This window comes from Pseudomonas sp. H9 (assembly GCF_004353925.1).
In the GTDB taxonomy this organism is placed as follows: Bacteria; Pseudomonadota; Gammaproteobacteria; order Pseudomonadales; family Pseudomonadaceae; genus Aquipseudomonas.
Map to the genome: position 1 here is coordinate 216,523 of NZ_SMOK01000004.1, position 18,175 is coordinate 234,697.

21 protein-coding genes are annotated in these 18,175 nt (G+C 58.9%); 3 read left to right on the top strand and 18 right to left on the bottom strand.

The window, feature by feature from the left end; genetic code table 11:
- From E1573_RS03380 to E1573_RS03390, 3 genes are all read right to left on the bottom strand, one after another.
- Positions 1-879, bottom strand: a complete 879-nt coding sequence (locus E1573_RS03380; RefSeq protein WP_133210670.1) for a CoA transferase subunit A — start codon at positions 877-879, stop codon at positions 1-3.
- Positions 880-888: 9 nt separating this feature from the next.
- A complete protein-coding gene (locus tag E1573_RS03385) occupies positions 889-1,782 on the bottom strand; it encodes a VOC family protein (protein WP_133210672.1) in 894 nt (297 codons plus the stop codon).
- Between the two features lie 101 nt (positions 1,783-1,883).
- Positions 1,884-2,300 (bottom strand): nuclear transport factor 2 family protein, encoded by a 417-nt coding sequence (locus E1573_RS03390; protein ID WP_165957287.1) that lies wholly within the window; start codon positions 2,298-2,300, stop codon positions 1,884-1,886.
- A 167-nt stretch (positions 2,301-2,467) separates the two neighbouring features.
- On the opposite strand from E1573_RS03390, the gene E1573_RS03395 reads away from it, so the two are divergent.
- Together E1573_RS03395 and E1573_RS03400 are read left to right on the top strand one after the other, a co-directional pair.
- Positions 2,468-3,628, top strand: coding sequence for an acyl-CoA dehydrogenase family protein (locus E1573_RS03395; protein WP_133210676.1), 1,161 nt, complete (start codon positions 2,468-2,470; stop codon positions 3,626-3,628).
- Positions 3,625-4,818: an acyl-CoA dehydrogenase family protein gene (locus E1573_RS03400; protein WP_133210678.1), complete on the top strand. Its 1,194-nt coding sequence runs from the start codon at positions 3,625-3,627 to the stop codon at positions 4,816-4,818. The genes E1573_RS03395 and E1573_RS03400 overlap by 4 nt, the downstream gene beginning before the upstream one ends.
- Before the next feature lie 131 nt (positions 4,819-4,949).
- Here the strand turns inward: E1573_RS03400 and E1573_RS03405 are convergent, their stop codons facing one another.
- The gene (locus tag E1573_RS03405) at positions 4,950-5,477 is read right to left on the bottom strand and encodes a single-stranded DNA-binding protein (protein WP_133210680.1); all 528 of its coding nucleotides are present in this window, start codon (positions 5,475-5,477) and stop codon (positions 4,950-4,952) included.
- Positions 5,478-5,486: 9 nt separating this feature from the next.
- On the bottom strand, positions 5,487-6,881 hold the full coding sequence (locus E1573_RS03410) for an MFS transporter (protein ID WP_133210682.1): 1,395 nt from the start codon (positions 6,879-6,881) through the stop codon (positions 5,487-5,489).
- A 134-nt stretch (positions 6,882-7,015) separates the two neighbouring features.
- On the opposite strand from E1573_RS03410, the gene uvrA reads away from it, so the two are divergent.
- Positions 7,016-9,850, top strand: coding sequence for an excinuclease ABC subunit UvrA (gene uvrA, locus E1573_RS03415; RefSeq protein WP_133210684.1), 2,835 nt, complete (start codon positions 7,016-7,018; stop codon positions 9,848-9,850).
- 133 nt (positions 9,851-9,983) lie between these two features.
- Here uvrA and bfr read toward each other — a convergent pair whose 3' ends face one another.
- From bfr to rplR, 13 genes are all read right to left on the bottom strand, one after another.
- On the bottom strand, positions 9,984-10,448 hold the full coding sequence (gene bfr, locus E1573_RS03420) for a bacterioferritin (RefSeq protein ID WP_133210686.1): 465 nt from the start codon (positions 10,446-10,448) through the stop codon (positions 9,984-9,986).
- A gap of 155 nt (positions 10,449-10,603) precedes the next feature.
- Positions 10,604-12,052 carry a catalase gene (locus tag E1573_RS03425; protein ID WP_133210688.1) on the bottom strand — a complete coding sequence of 483 codons (1,449 nt, stop codon included), beginning with the start codon at positions 12,050-12,052 and terminating at the stop codon, positions 10,604-10,606.
- A gap of 172 nt (positions 12,053-12,224) precedes the next feature.
- A complete protein-coding gene (gene rplQ / locus E1573_RS03430) occupies positions 12,225-12,611 on the bottom strand; it encodes a 50S ribosomal protein L17 (protein ID WP_133210690.1) in 387 nt (128 codons plus the stop codon).
- 42 nt (positions 12,612-12,653) lie between these two features.
- Positions 12,654-13,655 (bottom strand): DNA-directed RNA polymerase subunit alpha, encoded by a 1,002-nt coding sequence (rpoA, locus tag E1573_RS03435; protein WP_003186012.1) that lies wholly within the window; start codon positions 13,653-13,655, stop codon positions 12,654-12,656.
- A gap of 22 nt (positions 13,656-13,677) precedes the next feature.
- Positions 13,678-14,298 (bottom strand): 30S ribosomal protein S4, encoded by a 621-nt coding sequence (gene rpsD / locus E1573_RS03440; RefSeq protein ID WP_133210692.1) that lies wholly within the window; start codon positions 14,296-14,298, stop codon positions 13,678-13,680.
- Positions 14,299-14,313: 15 nt separating this feature from the next.
- A complete protein-coding gene (gene rpsK / locus E1573_RS03445; protein WP_002555466.1) occupies positions 14,314-14,703 on the bottom strand; it encodes a 30S ribosomal protein S11 in 390 nt (129 codons plus the stop codon).
- Between the two features lie 30 nt (positions 14,704-14,733).
- Positions 14,734-15,090 (bottom strand): 30S ribosomal protein S13, encoded by a 357-nt coding sequence (gene rpsM, locus E1573_RS03450; RefSeq protein WP_133210694.1) that lies wholly within the window; start codon positions 15,088-15,090, stop codon positions 14,734-14,736.
- Positions 15,091-15,221: 131 nt separating this feature from the next.
- Positions 15,222-15,338, bottom strand: coding sequence for a 50S ribosomal protein L36 (gene rpmJ / locus E1573_RS03455; protein ID WP_002555468.1), 117 nt, complete (start codon positions 15,336-15,338; stop codon positions 15,222-15,224).
- A gap of 28 nt (positions 15,339-15,366) precedes the next feature.
- Complete coding sequence (gene secY / locus E1573_RS03460) at positions 15,367-16,698, bottom strand: preprotein translocase subunit SecY (protein WP_133210696.1); 1,332 nt, start codon at positions 16,696-16,698, stop codon at positions 15,367-15,369.
- The gene (rplO, locus tag E1573_RS03465) at positions 16,699-17,133 is read right to left on the bottom strand and encodes a 50S ribosomal protein L15 (protein ID WP_010220318.1); all 435 of its coding nucleotides are present in this window, start codon (positions 17,131-17,133) and stop codon (positions 16,699-16,701) included.
- 3 nt (positions 17,134-17,136) lie between these two features.
- On the bottom strand, positions 17,137-17,313 hold the full coding sequence (rpmD, locus tag E1573_RS03470) for a 50S ribosomal protein L30 (protein ID WP_009397493.1): 177 nt from the start codon (positions 17,311-17,313) through the stop codon (positions 17,137-17,139).
- A 2-nt stretch (positions 17,314-17,315) separates the two neighbouring features.
- Positions 17,316-17,816, bottom strand: coding sequence for a 30S ribosomal protein S5 (rpsE, locus tag E1573_RS03475; protein WP_010220316.1), 501 nt, complete (start codon positions 17,814-17,816; stop codon positions 17,316-17,318).
- A 3-nt stretch (positions 17,817-17,819) separates the two neighbouring features.
- Positions 17,820-18,170 carry a 50S ribosomal protein L18 gene (gene rplR, locus E1573_RS03480; RefSeq protein ID WP_038606178.1) on the bottom strand — a complete coding sequence of 117 codons (351 nt, stop codon included), beginning with the start codon at positions 18,168-18,170 and terminating at the stop codon, positions 17,820-17,822.
- Positions 18,171-18,175: the final 5 nt, after the last annotated feature.

An 18,175-nucleotide genomic window follows, 5' to 3' on the forward strand; every position in this document is an offset into this window, starting at 1 on the left:
TCAGAACACCGGTTGGGCCAGGCTGGACAGGCGCTCAGTGCCGCCGTTGGCGGCCTGGTACGCGGCCTCGCCGTTGCGGACGAACTCGTCCATGTAGGTCTCCCAGCCGTTCTGCGCCTCGGCGGACTCGGCGTAGCGCTTCAGGTGCGCCAGGTCCCAGCCGTACTCCGGTGAGCAGGTGGTCGGGTGAGCGCCGTAGGGCGCATGCACCACGCCAGTCACCAGATAGCGCTCGAACAGGTTGCAGCGCGCCTGCTCGGCCGACAGTTCCAGGCGTTCGCTGATGCGCTCGCACGACACCACGCAACGCTTCGAGGCGCGGGCCATCAAATGATCGAAATACGGGTCGTTGCCGGTGATCAGGGTGTTGCCCAGGCGGTCGGCCTCGTTCACGTGAAGGAAGCTGATATCCAGGTTCAGCGCCGGCATGGCCAGCAGCACCTCACCGTCCGCGTACGGCGACGTGATGGTCTTGATGTCCGGATTCAAACGGGTCACGTCAGTGGCCAGGCCACAGCGGGTGGGCAAGAACGGCAGGCGCATGCCAGCGGCACGCAGCCCCCACTGGTACATGCCTTCGTCCAGCTCCATCAGCTCCTTGATCTGCCCCGCCTGGCGGCACTTGCGGAACCAAGGTTCAAGGGGAATGGCGTCTAAGGTCGCGAAACCGAATACCAGCTTGCGTACCTTGCCGGCAGCACACAGCATGCCCATCTCCGGCCCGCCGTAGCCCACCACGGTGAGATCTTTGACATCGGAACGGAGAATTTCCCGGACCACGGCCATGGGCTTGCGCCGCGGGCCCCAGCCACCGAAACCGATGGTCATGCCGTCTTCCAGCAAACCCACTGCATCCTGGATTGTCATCTGCTTGTTCATGGCGATTCCTTACTGCGGGCGGCCAACGGAAAAGTCGTGGCCCCAAATGCTCACGCGGGTGAATTCGAAGACCGAGTGTTGTTCCCAGTCGAGTTGCAGGCCGCCGTAGCCGTACTCCAGGTCGAAGCCGGACGGGGTCTTCATGTAGAAGCTGGTCATGTGGTCGTTGAGGTGCTGGCCAAGGGTGGCTGACAACGCCACGTCGCTAGCCTGCATGCGGTCATGGGCGCGGCCCACCTCGGTCATGCTGTCCACCTCCACCATCACGTGCACGCAACCGCTGGGCACTGGGTACTCGGCCAAGGCCAGGCTGTGGTGACGGGCGTTGGCACAGTGCAGGAAGTAGATGCGCACCGGCGGTACACCTTCGGCCGGGCTGAAGTTGAAGATGTCGGACACGGAGAAGCCCAGCACCTCGGTGGCGAAAGCCAGGGTGGCATCGAACTGTGGCGCCGGCAGCACTGCGTGGCCCAAGCCCATGTCGCCCGTGATAAAGCGCGGCACGCCCTGGGGTGACACGAAGGGCAGGCAGTCGGAGCGATGGCCCCAGACCAGCTCGTGACGGTTGCCGGAGGGATCGACCAACGCCGCCAGGGCCTGCACCCCGCGCTGTCGGCAAAGCTCGGCATCGCCCAGCTCCCAGCTGATGCCCTTGCTCGCCAGCAGCACCAGAGCCGCGTCGAAGGCCTCACGGCTGGCCAGCTCCCAGCCGCAGGCCTGAAAGCGATCCTCGTCGCCTTCTACGATCAGCATGCGAAACGGGCGCTCGTCCATCTTCACATACAGGCCGCCGCCGGGGGCCGGACTGACCGGCATGCCGAGCACGTCCTCGGCGTAGCTTTGCCATTGGCTCAGATTGCGAATCTGCGCGACAAAGTAGCTCAGTGCGCGAATGTCGATCATGTCCCTGCTCCTTGAATGCTCGTCGGGTGATTACCGTGCATTGTGCGAAGGGGGCAGGCGCAGCTCATCGTCCGTTGAGACTAAAGAGCGCTGCCCGCACTTTATTGCGGCTCAAGCGCAACCACGGTCTCGGCCAGAACGTCCAGATGTCGGCTGACGAAACGCCAGCCGTGGGCTGTGCGCTGCAGTTCATCGTCATAACGGATGTACAGATCCAGCTTGTACGGCTTGCCGTCGCGCCACGTGGCGTGGCTGGCCACGCAGTAGCAGAAGCCACTGGCGCGGTCGCCCTCGACCGTGTAAAGGCGGTTGTGCACGTTGTGCATGGTCCACGGGTAGTACTCCCGCAGAAGACGCACCACTTCATGGCCATCGGATATCTCGTACTGTCCCCGGATACGCACCTGGCCATCGACGAAACAGCCGCAGTACGCCTCGCCATCACGCGCGTCGGCCGCCGCCGCATAGCAATAGAGCAGTTGTTCGATGGCGAACTGATCAATGAGCGAATCGGTCATGGCCTGCACTCCTGTAGTCATTGGAGTGACCAGCTTCGCCCCCGCCACCGGCCGCTACATCCTCGGATCGGACTAGCACACCGCCTGCTAGTCCTTTTTAAGGATTCGCCACGCCGCCAGCTCACGCAGACTCGTCGCCAACAGAGGTTGGCCCAAGGAGCCTGTAGATGGACTTCGCCTTCAACGACGAACAATTGATGATTCAGGAAAGCGCCGCTGGCTTTCTGGCCAAGGCCTCCGATTCGGCGGCTGTGCGCGTTGCCATGCAACGCCCGGAGGGATTTACTCCCGAGGTCTGGCAGCAGATCGCCCAGGAGCTGTACTGGCCGGCGCTGATGATCCCCGAGCAGTACGGCGGTGTAGGACTGGGCTTCGTCGAACAGGCGGTACTGCTGGAACAGATGGGCCGCCACCTGCTCTGCTCGCCCTTCCTGGCCAGCGCCTGCCTGGCCACACCGGCCCTGTTACTGGGCAGCAACGAGGGGCTGCGCGAGCGCTGGCTGCCGGAACTGGCCGCTGGCAACCTCACCGCCACCCTGGCCTACCGCCAGGGCCGTGAGGGCTGGCACGCCGCGCCGCAGCCCAAAGCTACCCGCCACGACCAGGGCTGGCAGCTGGACGGTCACTTTGATGCAGTACTCGACGGCGCCAGCGCTGGTCTGCTGATCCTCGCCAGCCGCGATGAAACCGACGCCCTGTTACTGTTCGCCGTACCTGCCGACACCCCGGGCTTGCATAGCATCGCCCTACCTTCGCTGGACCAGACTCGACGCTTGGCACGGGTCGTTCTGGACGCCGTGCAAGTAACCGAAGCGCACTGCCTGAACCCGGTCAGCGACGGCACCGCACTGCTGGACAAGGCCCTTGGCGTGGGCGCAATCGCCCTGGCTTGCGAGCAGGTCGGTAGCGCCCAGCAGAGTTTGGACCTGACCCTCGCTTACATCAGTGAGCGCCAGCAGTTCGGTCGCTCCATCGCCAGCTTCCAGGCCATCAAACATCGCTGCGCCGACCTCATGTTGGCCATCGAGTGCGCCCGTTCGGCCAGCTTTTACGCCGCATGCGTGGCTCGCGAGGCCCTGGCTGACGAGGGCGACCCGCTTTTGGCCGGTGAACTGGCCGAGGCCGCGCACATTGCCAAGAGCGAAGCCAGCGAAACCTTGATGACCTGCGCCGCCGAATCCATCCAGTTACACGGCGGTGTCGGCTTCACCTGGGAATATGACCCACACCTGTTTTTCAAACGCGCCCGAGCCGGTGAGCAACTGCTGGGCACGCCGGCCTGGCACCGCGAACGCCTGGCCAGCCTGATTCTGGAGTCCCGCCCATGAAGATCGGATTCAGCCCCGAGGACGAAGCCTTCCGCCAGGAAGTGGCCGACTGGCTCGAAACCCACCTGCAAGGCCGCTTCGCCCCGCTGCGTTTTCGTGGTGGGCCGGGCGACGAACACATGTTCCCCGAAGAGCGCAAAGACTGGGAGCGCGAACTGGCCAAAGGTGGCTGGATCGGTATCGGCTGGCCGAAGGCGTACGGTGGCCGTGGCCTGTCCATCAGCCAGCAAGTCATCTTCCACGAAGAATATGCCCGCGCCGGCGGCCCCGGTCGCATGGGCCACATCGGCGAAGGGCTGATCGGCCCAACCCTGGTGGCCCTTGGTAGTGAGGAACAGAAGCGCCGCTTCCTCCCCGGCATCCTCGAAGGCCGCGAATTCTGGTGCCAAGGCTACTCCGAGCCCAGCGCCGGCTCCGACCTCGCCGGGGTGAAAACCCGCGCTCAGCTCGACGCCGATGGCAGCCACTGGGTCATCAACGGCCAGAAGGTCTGGACCTCCCTGGCCCACGAATCCCAGTGGTGCTTCGTACTGGCCCGCACTGAGCCGGGCAGCATCGGCCACCAGGGCCTGAGCTTCCTGCTGGTGCCCATGGAGCAAGCGGGCATCGAGGTGCAACCGATCCAGCAGTTGACCGGCACCAGCGAATTCAACGAGGTGTTCTTCGCCGATGCCGTCACGGCAGCGGACAACATCATCGGTCAACCCGGCGAGGGCTGGAAGGTGGCCATGGCACTGCTCGGCTTCGAGCGCGGCGTATCCACCCTCGGCCAACAGATGCTGTTTCGTAACGAGCTCGACGAGGTCATCCAGATCGCCCGCGAAAACGGCGCTGACCAAGACCCGCTGTTACGCCAGCGCCTGGCCAAGGCCTGGGCCGGCCTCAAAGTGCTGCGCTACAACTCCCTGCGCATGCTCTCCGGCAACCAGGACGGAAGCCTGCGCCGCGAGGCGATGATCTACAAGCTGGCGTGGTCTACCTGGCACCTTGAGTTGGGCAAGCTGGCCATGGACGTGCTCGGCCCGCAAGCCGAGATCCTCCCCGAGGCGCCCTACCAACTGTCGCGCCTGCAGTCGCTGTTCCTCTTCACCCGCTCGGACACCATCTACGGCGGCAGTAACGAAATTCAGCGCAACATCATTGCCGAACGCGCCCTCGGCATGCCCCGGGAGCCCAGGGCCCGGAGCTAAAACAGGTTTCCCCCTTTCGACCGGCTCAGGCCGGTCTTTTTTTGCGCGCGTTTTCACTCCCCAATAACGAAGAAACCCCGCAAGCGCGGGGTTCTTCAAGGAAAACTTTACAGTTTTCGCTAAGGTGCTCGTCAGAACGGAATATCGTCATCAAAGCTGTCGAAGTCCGGAGCTGGCTGCGGCGCGGCCTGTTGCGGTGCCGGACGCTGCTGTGGAGCCTGCTGCGGACGCGGTGCCTGTTGGCGCGGCGCCTGGTTGTAGTTGCCGCCCTGGTTGCCACCCTGATTGTACTGGTTGCCACCGTCCTGGTTCTGTGGACGGCCGCCGAGCAGCTGCATGGTGCCCTGCATGTCGACGATGATTTCAGTGGTGTAACGCTTGATGCCGTCTTTTTCCCACTCGCGGGTCTGCAGTTTGCCTTCGATGTACACCTGCGAACCTTTGCGCAGGTACTCGCCGGCGATTTCGGCAACCTTGCCGAACATCGATACGCGGTGCCATTCGGTGCGCTCGACCTTCTGGCCGGTTTGCTTGTCGGTCCACTGCTCGCTGGTAGCCAGGCTCAGGTTGGTCACGGCGTTACCGTTGGGCAGGTAGCGGACTTCTGGATCCTGGCCGCACGTACCGACCAGAATGACTTTGTTAACCCCACGGGCCATAACGTTCTCCTAGGCTTCGCACGCTTCGGAGGCTGGGTTTACCATGCGCTCCAGGGTCGTACGATCCAAAATTTGTGTATCAAGTTTGATGTAGATGGCAGCTTCATCGGCTACCACCACTGCGTCGGTCACACCCGGTACGGCCAACAGCCGTTCGGTCAGTCCCGCTTCGCGGACCGCCTCGGGCGACAGCGGCATGCGCAGGCTGGTCACGTACGGCGGTTCACGCATGCTCAGCGCAACGACCCACCATACGGCACACAGGGCGGCGCAGCCGAGGAACACTGTGCTCAAGCCACCGTGCTGGAACAACCAGCCACCGAGAATGCCTCCCAGTGCAGCGCCGAGGAACTGGCTGGTGGAATACACCCCCATTGCCGTGCCCTTGCCGCCAGCAGGCGACACCTTACTCACCAGTGAAGGCAGCGATGCCTCCAGCAGGTTGAAGGCAGTAAAGAATATCACGGTGCCGATCACCAGTTCGTGCAAGTTGTCAGCCGACAGCCAGAAGAACAGCTCGGTAAGCATCAACACACTGACCGCGCCCAGCAGGACACGTTTCATCTTGCGCTTTTTTTCGCCGTAAATGATAAACGGGATCATTGCAAAAAATGAGACCAGCAAGGCGGTCAGGTACACCCACCAGTGCTCTTCCTTGGGCAGGCCACCACGCTCGACGAACGCCAGAGGCAAAGCGACGAAGCTGGCCATCAGGATCGCGTGCAGAACGAAGATGCCCACATCCAGGCGCAACAGGTCGGGATGACGCAAGGTCGGGCCCAAAGCCTGCTTGGCGACGCCTGATTCACGGTGCTGCAAAGCGCCATGAGACGCAGGCACGACAAACGCAATCAGCGCGATACCTACCACAGCCATGGCTGCCGTGGTCAGGAACAGGCCAGACAAACCAAAAGCGCGAGTCAGCAAGGGGCCAACCACCATCGCTACGGCAAACGACAGGCCAATGCTCATGCCGATCATGGCCATGGCCTTGGTGCGGTGTTGCTCGCGGGTAAGGTCTGACAGCAACGCCATCACGGCTGCGGAAATTGCCCCGGCACCTTGCAGGATGCGCCCGGCAATCACGCCCCAGATCGAATCAGCCTGGGCTGCCAGCACGCTGCCCAGGGCAAAGATGACCAGGCCCAGGTAAATCACCGGGCGCCGACCAATGCGGTCAGAGATGATCCCGAACGGGATCTGCAGGAAGGCCTGGGTCAGGCCATAGGCACCAATGGCCAGGCCAATCAACGCGGGCGTAGCGCCAGCCAGGTCCATGCCATAGGTCGCCAGCACTGGCAGGACCATGAACATGCCCAGCATACGGAAGGCGAACACCATGGCCAGGCCGCCTGCGGCGCGGGTTTCGCTGCCACTCATGCGTTCGCTGTGGGAATCGTGCATGGATAAACCTCGTGTGAACCGGCCGCGATTCTATCAGTCCCATCGCGTAACGGCATATACGTGACGCTTTGCCGCGTAATAGCAGGGAGCCGTATACTCAACCGTTTACGTTATGCCCGCCAAGCGAGGCCGCAGTGGACAAGATCCTGATTCGTGGGGCACGGACCCACAACCTGAAGAACATCGACCTGACCCTGCCCCGGGACAAGCTTATCGTCATCACCGGCCTGTCCGGGTCTGGCAAGTCTTCGCTGGCCTTCGACACGCTGTACGCTGAAGGTCAACGCCGCTACGTCGAGTCGCTGTCGGCGTATGCCCGCCAGTTCCTGTCGATGATGGAAAAGCCTGACGTCGACACGATTGAAGGGCTGTCGCCGGCCATCTCCATCGAACAGAAATCGACCTCGCATAACCCGCGTTCCACGGTCGGCACCATCACCGAAATCTACGACTACCTGCGCCTGCTTTATGCCCGCGTAGGCACACCACGCTGTCCGGACCACGACATCCCGCTGGAAGCGCAAACGGTCAGCCAGATGGTCGACCTGGTGCTGGCTCAGCCCGAAGGCAGCAAATTGATGCTACTGGCGCCGGTGATTCGCGAACGCAAAGGCGAACATTTGGCCGTCTTCGACGAACTGCGCGCCCAGGGTTTTGTCCGTGCCCGGGTCAACGGCAAACTGTTTGAGCTCGATGAGCTGCCCAAGCTCGACAAACAGAAGAAGCACACCATCGAAGTGGTGGTTGACCGCTTCAAAGTTCGTGAAGACCTCCAGCAGCGTCTGGCTGAGTCGTTCGAAACCGCACTGAAACTGGCCGACGGTATCGCGCTGGTTGCTGCGATGGACGACGAACCGTTCGAAGAGATGATCTTCTCCGCACGCTTCGCCTGCCCGATCTGTGGTCATGCCATCAGCGAGCTGGAGCCCAAGCTGTTCTCCTTCAACAATCCGGCTGGCGCATGCCCGACCTGCGACGGCCTGGGGGTCAAGCAGTTCTTCGACATCAAGCGCCTGGTCAATAGCGAGTTGACCTTGGCCGAAGGTGCGATCCGTGGCTGGGATCGGCGTAACGTCTATTACTTCCAGATGCTCGGCTCTTTGGCAGCGCACTATGACTTCAGCCTTGAAGTGCCTTTTGGCGACCTGTCGGCTGAACAGCAGAAAGTGATCCTGCACGGCAGCGGCAAGCAGAACGTCGATTTCAAGTACCTCAACGACCGTGGCGATATCGTCAAGCGTTCGCACCCGTTTGAAGGCATTGTGCCCAATCTTGAACGCCGCTATCGCGAAACCGAGTCCGCCACTGTCCGTGAGGAATTGGCCAAGTTTCTCAGCACTCAGCCCTGCCCGGATTGCCGAGGCACACGCTTGCGCCGCGAAGCACGCCATGTATGGGTGGGCGAGAAAACCCTGCCAGCGGTGACCAACCTGCCGATCGGTGATGCCAGCGAATACTTTGGCGGCCTGAAGATGACCGGGCGTCGCGGCGAAATTGCCGACAAGATCCTCAAGGAAATTTGTGAGCGCCTGCAGTTTCTGGTCAACGTCGGCCTCGACTACCTGACCCTCGACCGCAGTGCCGACACCCTCTCCGGTGGCGAAGCCCAGCGTATCCGCCTGGCCAGCCAAATTGGTGCTGGCTTGGTGGGAGTGATGTACATCCTCGACGAGCCTTCCATCGGCTTGCATCAACGCGACAACGACCGCCTGCTGGCAACCCTCAATCACCTGCGCGATATCGGCAACACGGTCATCGTCGTTGAGCACGACGAAGATGCCATCCGTCTGGCTGACTATGTGGTGGACATCGGTCCGGGTGCCGGCGTACATGGCGGGCAGATTGTTGCCGAAGGCTCGCCAGCCGAAGTAATGGCCCATCCTGACTCGTTGACCGGCAAGTACCTGTCCGGCCGAGTGAAAATTGCTGTACCTGCCAAACGCACGCCACGTAACAAAAAGCTCTCGCTCAAGCTCAAAGGCGCACGTGGCAACAACCTGCAGAACGTCGACCTGGAGATCCCTATCGGCCTGCTAACCTGCGTAACCGGCGTGTCCGGCTCGGGCAAATCGACTCTGATCAACAATACTTTGTTCCCGCTCAGCGCTACGGCGCTCAACGGTGCCAGCACCCTGGAAGCTGCAGCGCACGACAGCTGTGACGGCCTGCAACACCTGGACAAGGTAGTGGATATCGACCAGAGCCCGATCGGACGCACCCCACGTTCGAACCCGGCAACCTACACCGGCCTGTTCACACCGATTCGCGAACTGTTTTCTGGCGTGCCAGAGTCGCGATCCCGCGGCTACGGCCCGGGTCGCTTCTCTTTCAACGTCAAAGGCGGACGCTGCGAGGCCTGCCAAGGCGACGGTTTGATCAAGGTTGAAATGCACTTCCTGCCGGATATCTACGTGCCTTGCGATGTGTGCAAGAGCAAGCGCTACAACCGCGAAACCCTGGAGATCAAGTACAAGGGCAAGAACATCCACGAGGTCCTGGAAATGACCATCGAGGAAGCCCGTGAGTTCTTTGATGCTGTGCCTGCCCTGGCGCGCAAGCTGCAGACCCTGATGGATGTCGGCCTGTCCTACATCAAGTTGGGGCAGTCAGCGACCACCCTGTCTGGCGGCGAAGCACAGCGGGTCAAGTTGTCTCGCGAGTTGTCCAAACGCGATACCGGCAAAACGCTATACATCCTTGATGAACCCACCACAGGCCTGCACTTCGCGGATATTCAGCAACTGCTCGACGTACTGCACCGCCTGCGCGACCACGGCAACACCGTTGTGGTGATTGAGCACAACCTGGACGTGATCAAGACCGCTGACTGGATCGTCGACCTCGGCCCCGAGGGTGGCTCTAAAGGTGGTCAGATCATCGGTTGCGGTACACCAGAGGAGGTTGCCGAGATGAAGCAGTCGTATACCGGCTATTACCTCAAACCGCTTCTGGAGCGTGACCGCGCTTAAAGTAGGAACGGGCTTGCTGTGGGAGCGGGCTTGCCCCGCGATAGCAACCTGTCAGCCTCATCGCCCCGCGGGGCAAGCCCGCTCCTACCCAACAAAAAGCCCCGCACTGGCGGGGCTTTTTGTTTGCTGGAAATTACATCTGCGATTGCAGATAGTTCTCCAGTCCAATCGACTTGATCAGGCCCTGCTGCTTTTCCAGCCAGTAGGCGTGATCTTCTTCAGTATCGGCCAGTTGCAGACGCAGAATATCGCGGCTGATGTAGTCTTTGTGCAGCTCGCACAGCTCAATGCCTTTGCACAGCGCCGCGCGTACTTTGTACTCCAGACGCAGATCGGCAGCGATCATATCTGGCACTGTTGCGCCAACATCCAGGTCATCCGGGCGCATGCGTGGCGTCCCTTCAAGCATGAGAATACGACGCATAAGGGCATCTGCGTGTTGGGTTTCTTCTTCCATCTCATGGTTGATGCGCTCGTAGAGCTTGCTCAAGCCCCAGTCTTCGTACATACGCGAGTGGATGAAATATTGGTCACGTGCCGCCAGTTCGCCCGTTAGCAACGTGTTGAGATAATCGATTACGTCCGGGTGACCTTGCATCGCCCTGCCTCTCCCTGTGTGAAAGTTATAGTTTGAACCAGGATGCCCGGAAGGTCACTTGGAATCAGGCAAAAAAGTGCAAAAAAGCCGGTAAACGGTAGTGATATTCATTGAAAAACCGCCCAAATGAGGGCGGTTCTTCTTATCACTTCGACTTAGGCGAGATTTATGCCCAAAGCCTTGGCAATGCCCTCTCCATAGGCCGGATCGGCCTTAAAGAAGTGCTGCAACTGACGCTGAATAACATCGTCGGAAACGCCGGTCATGGCACCTGCAATGTTGCTGATCAGCAGAGCTTTCTGCTCGGCGTTCATCAACCGGAACAACGCACCGGCATGGCTGTAGTAGTCAGTGTCTTCGCGGTGATCGTAACGATCAGCCACACCATTTAGTGCCAGTGCTGGCTCAGCGTACTGCGGGGCCTGTTTGGGTGCAGTGGCGTAGCTGTTGGGCTCGTAGTTCGGTGCAGCACCGCCGTTACTACCAAACGCCATGGCGCCGTCACGCTGGTAACTGTTCACGGGGCTGCGTGGAGCGTTTACCGGTAACTGCTGATGGTTGGTGCCCACGCGGTAGCGATGAGCGTCTGCATAGGCGAACACACGGCCCTGCAGCATGCGGTCAGGCGACAAGCCAACACCGGGAACCATGTTGCTCGGCCCGAACGCGGCCTGCTCAACTTCGGCGAAGTAATTAAGCGGGTTGCGGTTCAACTCCAGTTCACCGACCTCAATCAGCGGGTACTCCTTTTGCGACCAGGTTTTGGTGACATCAAAAGGATTCTCGTCACGGCTGTCCGCTTCTTCCTCGGTCATAACCTGAATGCAGACTGCCCACTTCGGATAATGGCCACGCTCGATGGCCTCGAACAAGTCACGCTGAGCGTAGTCTGGGTCAGTACCTGCCAATCGGGCTGCTTCAGCCGGTGCCAGGTTCTTGATCCCCTGTTTGGTCTTGAAGTGCCATTTGACCCAGGTACGCTGACCCTCAGCATTGATCAAGCTGTACGTGTGGCTACCGAACCCATGCATGTGGCGATAACCGTCCGGAATACCGCGGTCGGAAAACAGGATGGTGACCTGATGCAAGGCCTCCGGCGAATGCGACCAGAAGTCCCACATCATCTGCGCACTTTTCAGGTTACTTTGCGGCAGGCGCTTCTGGGTGTGAATGAAATCAGGGAACTTCAACGGGTCGCGAATGAAGAACACCGGGGTGTTGTTGCCAACGATGTCCCAGTTACCCTCTTCGGTGTAGAACTTCACAGCGAAACCACGTGGGTCACGCTCGGTATCCGCCGACCCACGTTCACCACCCACAGTGGAGAAACGCAGGAATGTCTCGGTTTGCTTGCCGACGTTGCTGAACAGCTTGGCACAGGTGTACTGGGTGATATCCCGGGTCACCGTGAAGGTGCCATAAGCGCCTGAACCCTTGGCATGAACACGACGCTCTGGGATGTTCTCGCGGTTGAAATGTGCGAGCTTCTCAATCAGGTGGAAGTCATCCAGCAGCAATGGCCCTCGTGGCCCTGCAGATCGCGAATTCTGGTTGTCGGCAACCGGTGCACCACTGGCGGTGGTGAGTATCTTCGTCTGGCTCATGCGCTATCTCCTTATCGGTCTCAAACTGCCGGCTAATCGGCGTGGAATGAGTATCGACCAGAACTATGACAGCAACAAATTCATTAGATGACTTAGATCAATAGATTGTTTCAATAGATTAGAAAACAAAAAACCGGGCGCTAGGCCCGGTTTTTTGTTTCAGACTGACGTCTTATTCAGCAGCTTCTACCGAGCCACCGACAGGACGATCAACCAGCTCGACGTACGCCATAGGTGCGTTATCGCCAGCGCGGAAGCCGCACTTGAGGATACGCAGGTAGCCGCCCTGACGGGTGGCATAGCGCTTGCCCAGATCGTTGAACAGCTTACCAACGGCTTCTTTCGAACGAGTACGGTCGAAAGCCAGACGACGGTTAGCTACGCTGTCTTCCTTGGCCAGGGTGATCAGCGGCTCGGCAACGCGGCGCAGTTCCTTGGCTTTTGGCAGGGTAGTTTTGATCAGCTCGTGCTCGAACAGCGACACCGCCATGTTTTGGAACATGGCTTTGCGGTGAGAGCTGGTACGGCTCAGGTGACGTCCACTTTTACGATGACGCATGATTCATTCCTTACCAAACACTACGTTCGGTGATTACGACGATCAGGCAGTCGCCTTGTCGTCTTTCTTAAGACTTGCAGGCGGCCAGTTGTCGAGGCGCATGCCGAGGGACAGACCACGGGAGGCCAGAACGTCCTTGATTTCGGTCAGGGACTTCTTACCCAGGTTCGGAGTCTTCAACAGTTCTACTTCGGTGCGCTGAATCAGATCGCCGATGTAGTAAATGTTCTCCGCCTTAAGGCAGTTGGCCGAACGCACGGTCAATTCCAGATCGTCAACCGGACGAAGCAGGATCGGATCGATCTCGTCTTCCTGTTCGACTACCACTGGCTCGCTGTCACCTTTGAGGTCGACGAACGCAGCCAACTGCTGTTGCAGAATGGTTGCCGCACGACGGATAGCCTCTTCAGGATCCAGGGTACCGTTGGTTTCCAGATCAATAACCAGCTTGTCCAGGTTAGTACGCTGCTCGACACGGGCGTTTTCCACCACGTATGCGATACGGCGAACTGGGCTGAACGAAGAGTCGAGCTGCAAGCGACCAATGCTGCGGCTTTCGTCTTCATCGCTCTGACGCGAATCGGCCGGTTCATAACCACGACCACGAGCTACGGTGAGCTTCATGTTCAGGGCGCCGTTAGACGCCAGGTTAGCGATTACGTGATCGGGGTTAACGATCTCGACATCATGATCCAGCTGAATATCGGCAGCGGTAACCACCCCCGAACCCTTTTTCGACAAGGTCAGCGTAACTTCGTCACGACCGTGCAGTTTGATAGCCAGGCCTTTCAGGTTCAACAGGATTTCAATGACATCTTCCTGTACACCTTCGATTGCCGAGTACTCGTGGAGTACACCGTCAATCTCGGCCTCGACTACTGCACAGCCAGGCATGGAGGACAACAGGATGCGGCGCAGCGCGTTGCCCAGGGTATGGCCAAAGCCACGCTCGAGAGGCTCGAGCGTGATTTTAGCGCGGGTTGGACTGACGACCTGCACATCGATGTGGCGGGGCGTCAGGAACTCATTTACCGAAATCTGCATGGATGCACCTATTTTCTAGCCCTTACTTGGAGTAGAGCTCGACAATCAGGCTTTCGTTGATGTCGGCGGACAGGTCACTGCGAGCTGGAACGTTCTTGAAAACGCCCGACTTCTTGGCAGCATCCACATCTACCCACTCAACGCGGCCACGCTGGGCGCACAGTTCAAGGGCTTGAACAATGCGCAGCTGGTTCAGCGACTTCTCGCGAACTGCGACCACGTCACCCGGACGAACTTGGTAGGACGGAATGTTTACAGTCTTGCCGTTAACGCTGATCGCTTTGTGCGAAACCAGCTGACGGGATTCAGCACGAGTAGCGCCGAAGCCCATACGATAAACGACGTTATCCAGACGGCATTCGAGCAGTTGCAGCAGGTTTTCGCCAGTAGCGCCCTTGGAGGCAGCTGCTTGCTTGTAGTAACCGCTGAACTGACGCTCGAGAACGCCATAGATGCGACGTACTTTTTGCTTCTCACGCAGCTGGGTGCCGTAGTCGGACTGACGGCCACGGCGCTGACCGTGGATACCTGGGGCTGCTTCGATGTTGCACTTCGATTCCAGAGCGCGAACGCCGCTCTTCAGGAACAGATCGGTGCCTTCACGACGAGACAGTTTGCATTTTGGACCAATGTAACGTGCCATTTATCTGTCTCCTGATTACACGCGGCGCTTCTTCGGCGGACGGCACCCGTTGTGCGGGATTGGCGTCACGTCGGTGATGCTGGCGATCTTATAGCCACAACCGTTCAGAGCGCGAACAGCGGACTCACGACCTGGACCTGGACCCTTGACGTTAACGTCGAGGTTCTTCAGACCATATTCCAGCGCAGCTTGACCAGCACGCTCAGCAGCTACTTGAGCAGCGAACGGGGTGGACTTGCGGGAACCGCGGAAACCCGAACCGCCGGAGGTAGCCCAGGACAGAGCGTTACCTTGACGATCGGTGATGGTCACGATGGTGTTGTTAAAAGACGCATGGATGTGGGCGATGCCATCAACCACTGTCTTTTTGACTTTTTTACGAGGACGAGCAGCAGGTTTTGCCATTTCTAAATTCCTGTCGATTCGCTGGTGCGATTACTTGCGGATCGGCTTACGCGGACCTTTACGGGTACGCGCGTTGGTCTTGGTACGCTGACCGCGTACTGGCAGACCCCGACGATGACGCAGGCCGCGGTAGCAACCCAGGTCCATCAAACGCTTGATTTTCATGTTGATGTCACGACGCAGATCACCTTCGGTGATGTACTTCGCAACTTCAGTACGCAGCGATTCAACCTGCTCGTCGCTCAGATCCTTGATCTTTGCGGCTGGGTTGACCCCAGTAGCTACGCAGATATTCTGCGCAGTAGTGCGACCAACACCATAGATGTAGGTCAGCGAGATAACAGTATGCTTGTTATCTGGAATGTTGACGCCTGCAATACGGGCCATTCAGTGGGACTCCAATTGACAGCTACCTACGCCCCGGAAGCCAAGAAATAGGGCGCGAGATAATATCGCTGTAGAAACAATTAATCAACCCAGCAGCACACTAGCTGCTGGGTTTGAAGCGCAGATCACACTCAGCCTTGGCGCTGCTTGTGACGTGGTTCCGCACTGCAAATTACTCGAACAACACCTTCGCGGCGAATAATTTTGCAGTTACGGCACAGCTTTTTCACCGATGCACGAACTTTCATCACCAACTCCTCGAACCTTAAGGGTCTCTCAGCGCAGCAGACCGCTGCCACCGTAGCCTTTCAGGTTGGCTTTCTTCATCAGGGATTCGTACTGGTGCGAAACGAGGTGCGATTGTACTTGGGACATGAAGTCCATCACAACCACTACCACAATCAGCAACGAGGTCCCGCCAAGGTAGAACGGAACGTTTGCAGCAACCACCAGGAACTGGGGAAGCAGGCAGACGGCCGTCATATAAAGAGCACCGAACATGGTCAAGCGGGTCAGAACGCCATCAATGTAGCGCGCCGACTGCTCACCTGGACGGATGCCCGGAATAAAGGCACCGGACTTCTTCAGGTTCTCCGCTACGTCTTTCGGATTGAACATCAACGCCGTATAGAAGAAGCAGAAGAAAATGATCCCTGCACTAAACAGCAGAATATTCAACGGCTGACCAGGAGCGATCGACTGCGAGATGTCCTGCAACCAGCCCATACCTTCGGACTGACCGAACCAGGCACCCAGCGAAGCCGGGAACAGCAAGATGCTGCTCGCGAAAATGGCAGGGATAACACCCGCCATGTTCACTTTCAGCGGCAAGTGGCTGGTCTGCGCAGCAAAAACCTTGCGGCCCTGCTGACGCTTGGCGTAGTGAACGGCGATTCGACGCTGACCACGCTCAATGAACACCACAAAACCGATAATCGCGACTGCCAGCAAACCGATAGCGACCAGAGCGAAAATGTTGATATCGCCTGTACGCGCAGACTCGAAAGACTGCCCGATTGCTCTCGGAAGACCGGCGACGATACCTGCGAAGATCAACATCGAGATACCGTTGCCTACACCGCGCTCAGTGATCTGCTCACCCAGCCACATCATGAACATTGCGCCAGCCACAAACGTGGAGACCGCAACGAAATGGAAGCCAAAGTCAGCAGAAAACGCCACGCCCTGACCAGCCAGGCCAATGGACATGCCAATGGCCTGGACCAGCGCCAGGACTACGGTGCCGTAGCGGGTGTACTGGCTGATCTTGCGACGGCCAGCTTCACCTTCCTTCTTCAACTGCTCCAGCTGCGGGCTGACGGCGGTCATCAGTTGCATGATGATCGATGCCGAGATGTACGGCATGATCCCCAATGCAAAGATGCTCATCCGTTCCAGCGCGCCGCCGGAAAACATGTTGAACAAGCTAAGAATGGTCCCCTCATTCTGTCGAAACAGTTCCGCCAGCCGGTCCGGGTTGATACCTGGAACTGGGATGTGTGCGCCTATCCGATAGACGATGATCGCCAGAAACAGAAAACGCAGACGAGCCCAAAGTTCAGACATCCCGCCTTTGCCGAGCGAAGAGAGAGCACCTTGCTTAGCCATTTATTCCTCGAACTTGCCGCCAGCTGCTTCGATAGCCGCACGCGCACCTTTGGTGGCTGCGATACCCTTGATGGTGACTGCGCGAGTAACTTCGCCCGACAGCATGATTTTCACGCGCTGTACGTTCTGGTTAATCACGTTGGCATCCTTCAGGGATTGCACGGTGACAACGTCGCCTTCCACTTTGGCCAGCTCGGACAGACGCACTTCAGCGCGGTCCATGGCTTTCAGGGAAACGAAGCCGAACTTCGGCAGACGACGGTGCAGCGGCTGTTGACCGCCTTCAAAGCCTGGAGCAATGGTGCCACCGGAGCGGGAGGTTTGACCTTTGTGACCACGGCCACCAGTCTTACCCAAACCACTACCGATACCACGACCCGGACGATGCTTCTCGCGACGGGAACCCGGCGCTGGACTCAGATCATTGAGTTTCATCGATTAACCCTCGACGCGCAGCATGTAGTAAGCCTTGTTGATCATCCCGCGGTTCTCGGGAGTATCTTGGACTTCTACAGTGTGACCGATGCGGCGCAGACCCAGACCCTTAACACACAGTTTGTGGTTAGGGAGACGGCCGGCGGTGCTTTTGATCAGCGTTACTTTAACGGTAGCCATGATCAGCGGATCTCCTCAACGCTCTTGCCGCGCTTGGCAGCAATGGATTCAGGAGATTGCATAGCCTTCAGACCCTTGAAAGTGGCGTGAACCACGTTTACTGGGTTGGTCGAGCCATAGCACTTGGCCAGGACGTTCTGAACGCCAGCAACTTCCAGGACGGCACGCATTGCGCCACCGGCGATGATACCGGTACCTTCAGAGGCAGGCTGCATGTACACCTTCGACGCGCCATGGGCGGACTTGGTGGCGTACTGCAGAGTGGTGCCGTTCAGGTCTACCTGAATCATGTTGCGGCGAGCAGCTTCCATAGCTTTCTGGATCGCAGCAGGTACTTCGCGCGATTTGCCACGGCCGAAACCAACACGACCTTTACCATCACCAACCACGGTCAACGCGGTGAAAGTGAAGATACGGCCGCCTTTTACGGTTTTGGCAACGCGGTTAACTTGAACCAGCTTCTCGATGTAGCCTTCGTCGCGCTTTTGATCGTTATTTGCCATAACTTAGAACTCCAGCCCGCCTTCACGAGCAGCATCAGCCAGCGCCTTGACGCGGCCGTGGTACTTGAAGCCGGAACGGTCAAAGGCAACTTGAGATACACCGGCGGCTTTCGCACGCTCAGCTACCAGCTTGCCAACCTTAGTGGCCGCGTCGATGTTGCCGGTGGCGCCATCACGCAGTTCTTTGTCCAAAGTCGAGGCGCTGGCCAGGACTTTGCTGCCGTCGGCCGAAAGGACCTGGGCGTAGATGTGCTGCGAGGAGCGGAACACGCAGAGACGCACGACTTCGAGTTCGTGCATTTTCAGGCGTGCTTTGCGAGCGCGACGCAGTCGAGTAACTTTTTTGTCGGTCATTTGCT

Bases quoted from the DNA above. Each gene is read 5' to 3' on its own strand.
- E1573_RS03380 (WP_133210670.1), bottom strand. From the start codon at position 879: ATGAACAAGCAGATGACAATCCAGGATGCAGTGGGTTTGCTGGAAGAC.
- E1573_RS03385 (WP_133210672.1), bottom strand. From the start codon at position 1,782: ATGATCGACATTCGCGCACTGAGCTACTTTGTCGCGCAGATTCGCAAT.
- E1573_RS03390 (WP_165957287.1), bottom strand. From the start codon at position 2,300: ATGACCGATTCGCTCATTGATCAGTTCGCCATCGAACAACTGCTCTAT.
- E1573_RS03395 (WP_133210676.1), top strand. From the start codon at position 2,468: ATGGACTTCGCCTTCAACGACGAACAATTGATGATTCAGGAAAGCGCC.
- E1573_RS03400 (WP_133210678.1), top strand. From the start codon at position 3,625: ATGAAGATCGGATTCAGCCCCGAGGACGAAGCCTTCCGCCAGGAAGTG.
- E1573_RS03405 (WP_133210680.1), bottom strand. From the start codon at position 5,477: ATGGCCCGTGGGGTTAACAAAGTCATTCTGGTCGGTACGTGCGGCCAG.
- E1573_RS03410 (WP_133210682.1), bottom strand. From the start codon at position 6,881: ATGCACGATTCCCACAGCGAACGCATGAGTGGCAGCGAAACCCGCGCC.
- bfr (WP_133210686.1), bottom strand. From the start codon at position 10,448: ATGCAAGGTCACCCGGACGTAATCGATTATCTCAACACGTTGCTAACG.
- E1573_RS03425 (WP_133210688.1), bottom strand. From the start codon at position 12,052: ATGAGCCAGACGAAGATACTCACCACCGCCAGTGGTGCACCGGTTGCC.
- rplQ (WP_133210690.1), bottom strand. From the start codon at position 12,611: ATGCGTCATCGTAAAAGTGGACGTCACCTGAGCCGTACCAGCTCTCAC.
- rpoA (WP_003186012.1), bottom strand. From the start codon at position 13,655: ATGCAGATTTCGGTAAATGAGTTCCTGACGCCCCGCCACATCGATGTG.
- rpsD (WP_133210692.1), bottom strand. From the start codon at position 14,298: ATGGCACGTTACATTGGTCCAAAATGCAAACTGTCTCGTCGTGAAGGC.
- rpsK (WP_002555466.1), bottom strand. From the start codon at position 14,703: ATGGCAAAACCTGCTGCTCGTCCTCGTAAAAAAGTCAAAAAGACAGTG.
- rpsM (WP_133210694.1), bottom strand. From the start codon at position 15,090: ATGGCCCGTATTGCAGGCGTCAACATTCCAGATAACAAGCATACTGTT.
- rpmJ (WP_002555468.1), bottom strand. From the start codon at position 15,338: ATGAAAGTTCGTGCATCGGTGAAAAAGCTGTGCCGTAACTGCAAAATT.
- secY (WP_133210696.1), bottom strand. From the start codon at position 16,698: ATGGCTAAGCAAGGTGCTCTCTCTTCGCTCGGCAAAGGCGGGATGTCT.
- rplO (WP_010220318.1), bottom strand. From the start codon at position 17,133: ATGAAACTCAATGATCTGAGTCCAGCGCCGGGTTCCCGTCGCGAGAAG.
- rpmD (WP_009397493.1), bottom strand. From the start codon at position 17,313: ATGGCTACCGTTAAAGTAACGCTGATCAAAAGCACCGCCGGCCGTCTC.
- rpsE (WP_010220316.1), bottom strand. From the start codon at position 17,816: ATGGCAAATAACGATCAAAAGCGCGACGAAGGCTACATCGAGAAGCTG.
- rplR (WP_038606178.1), bottom strand. From the start codon at position 18,170: ATGACCGACAAAAAAGTTACTCGACTGCGTCGCGCTCGCAAAGCACGC.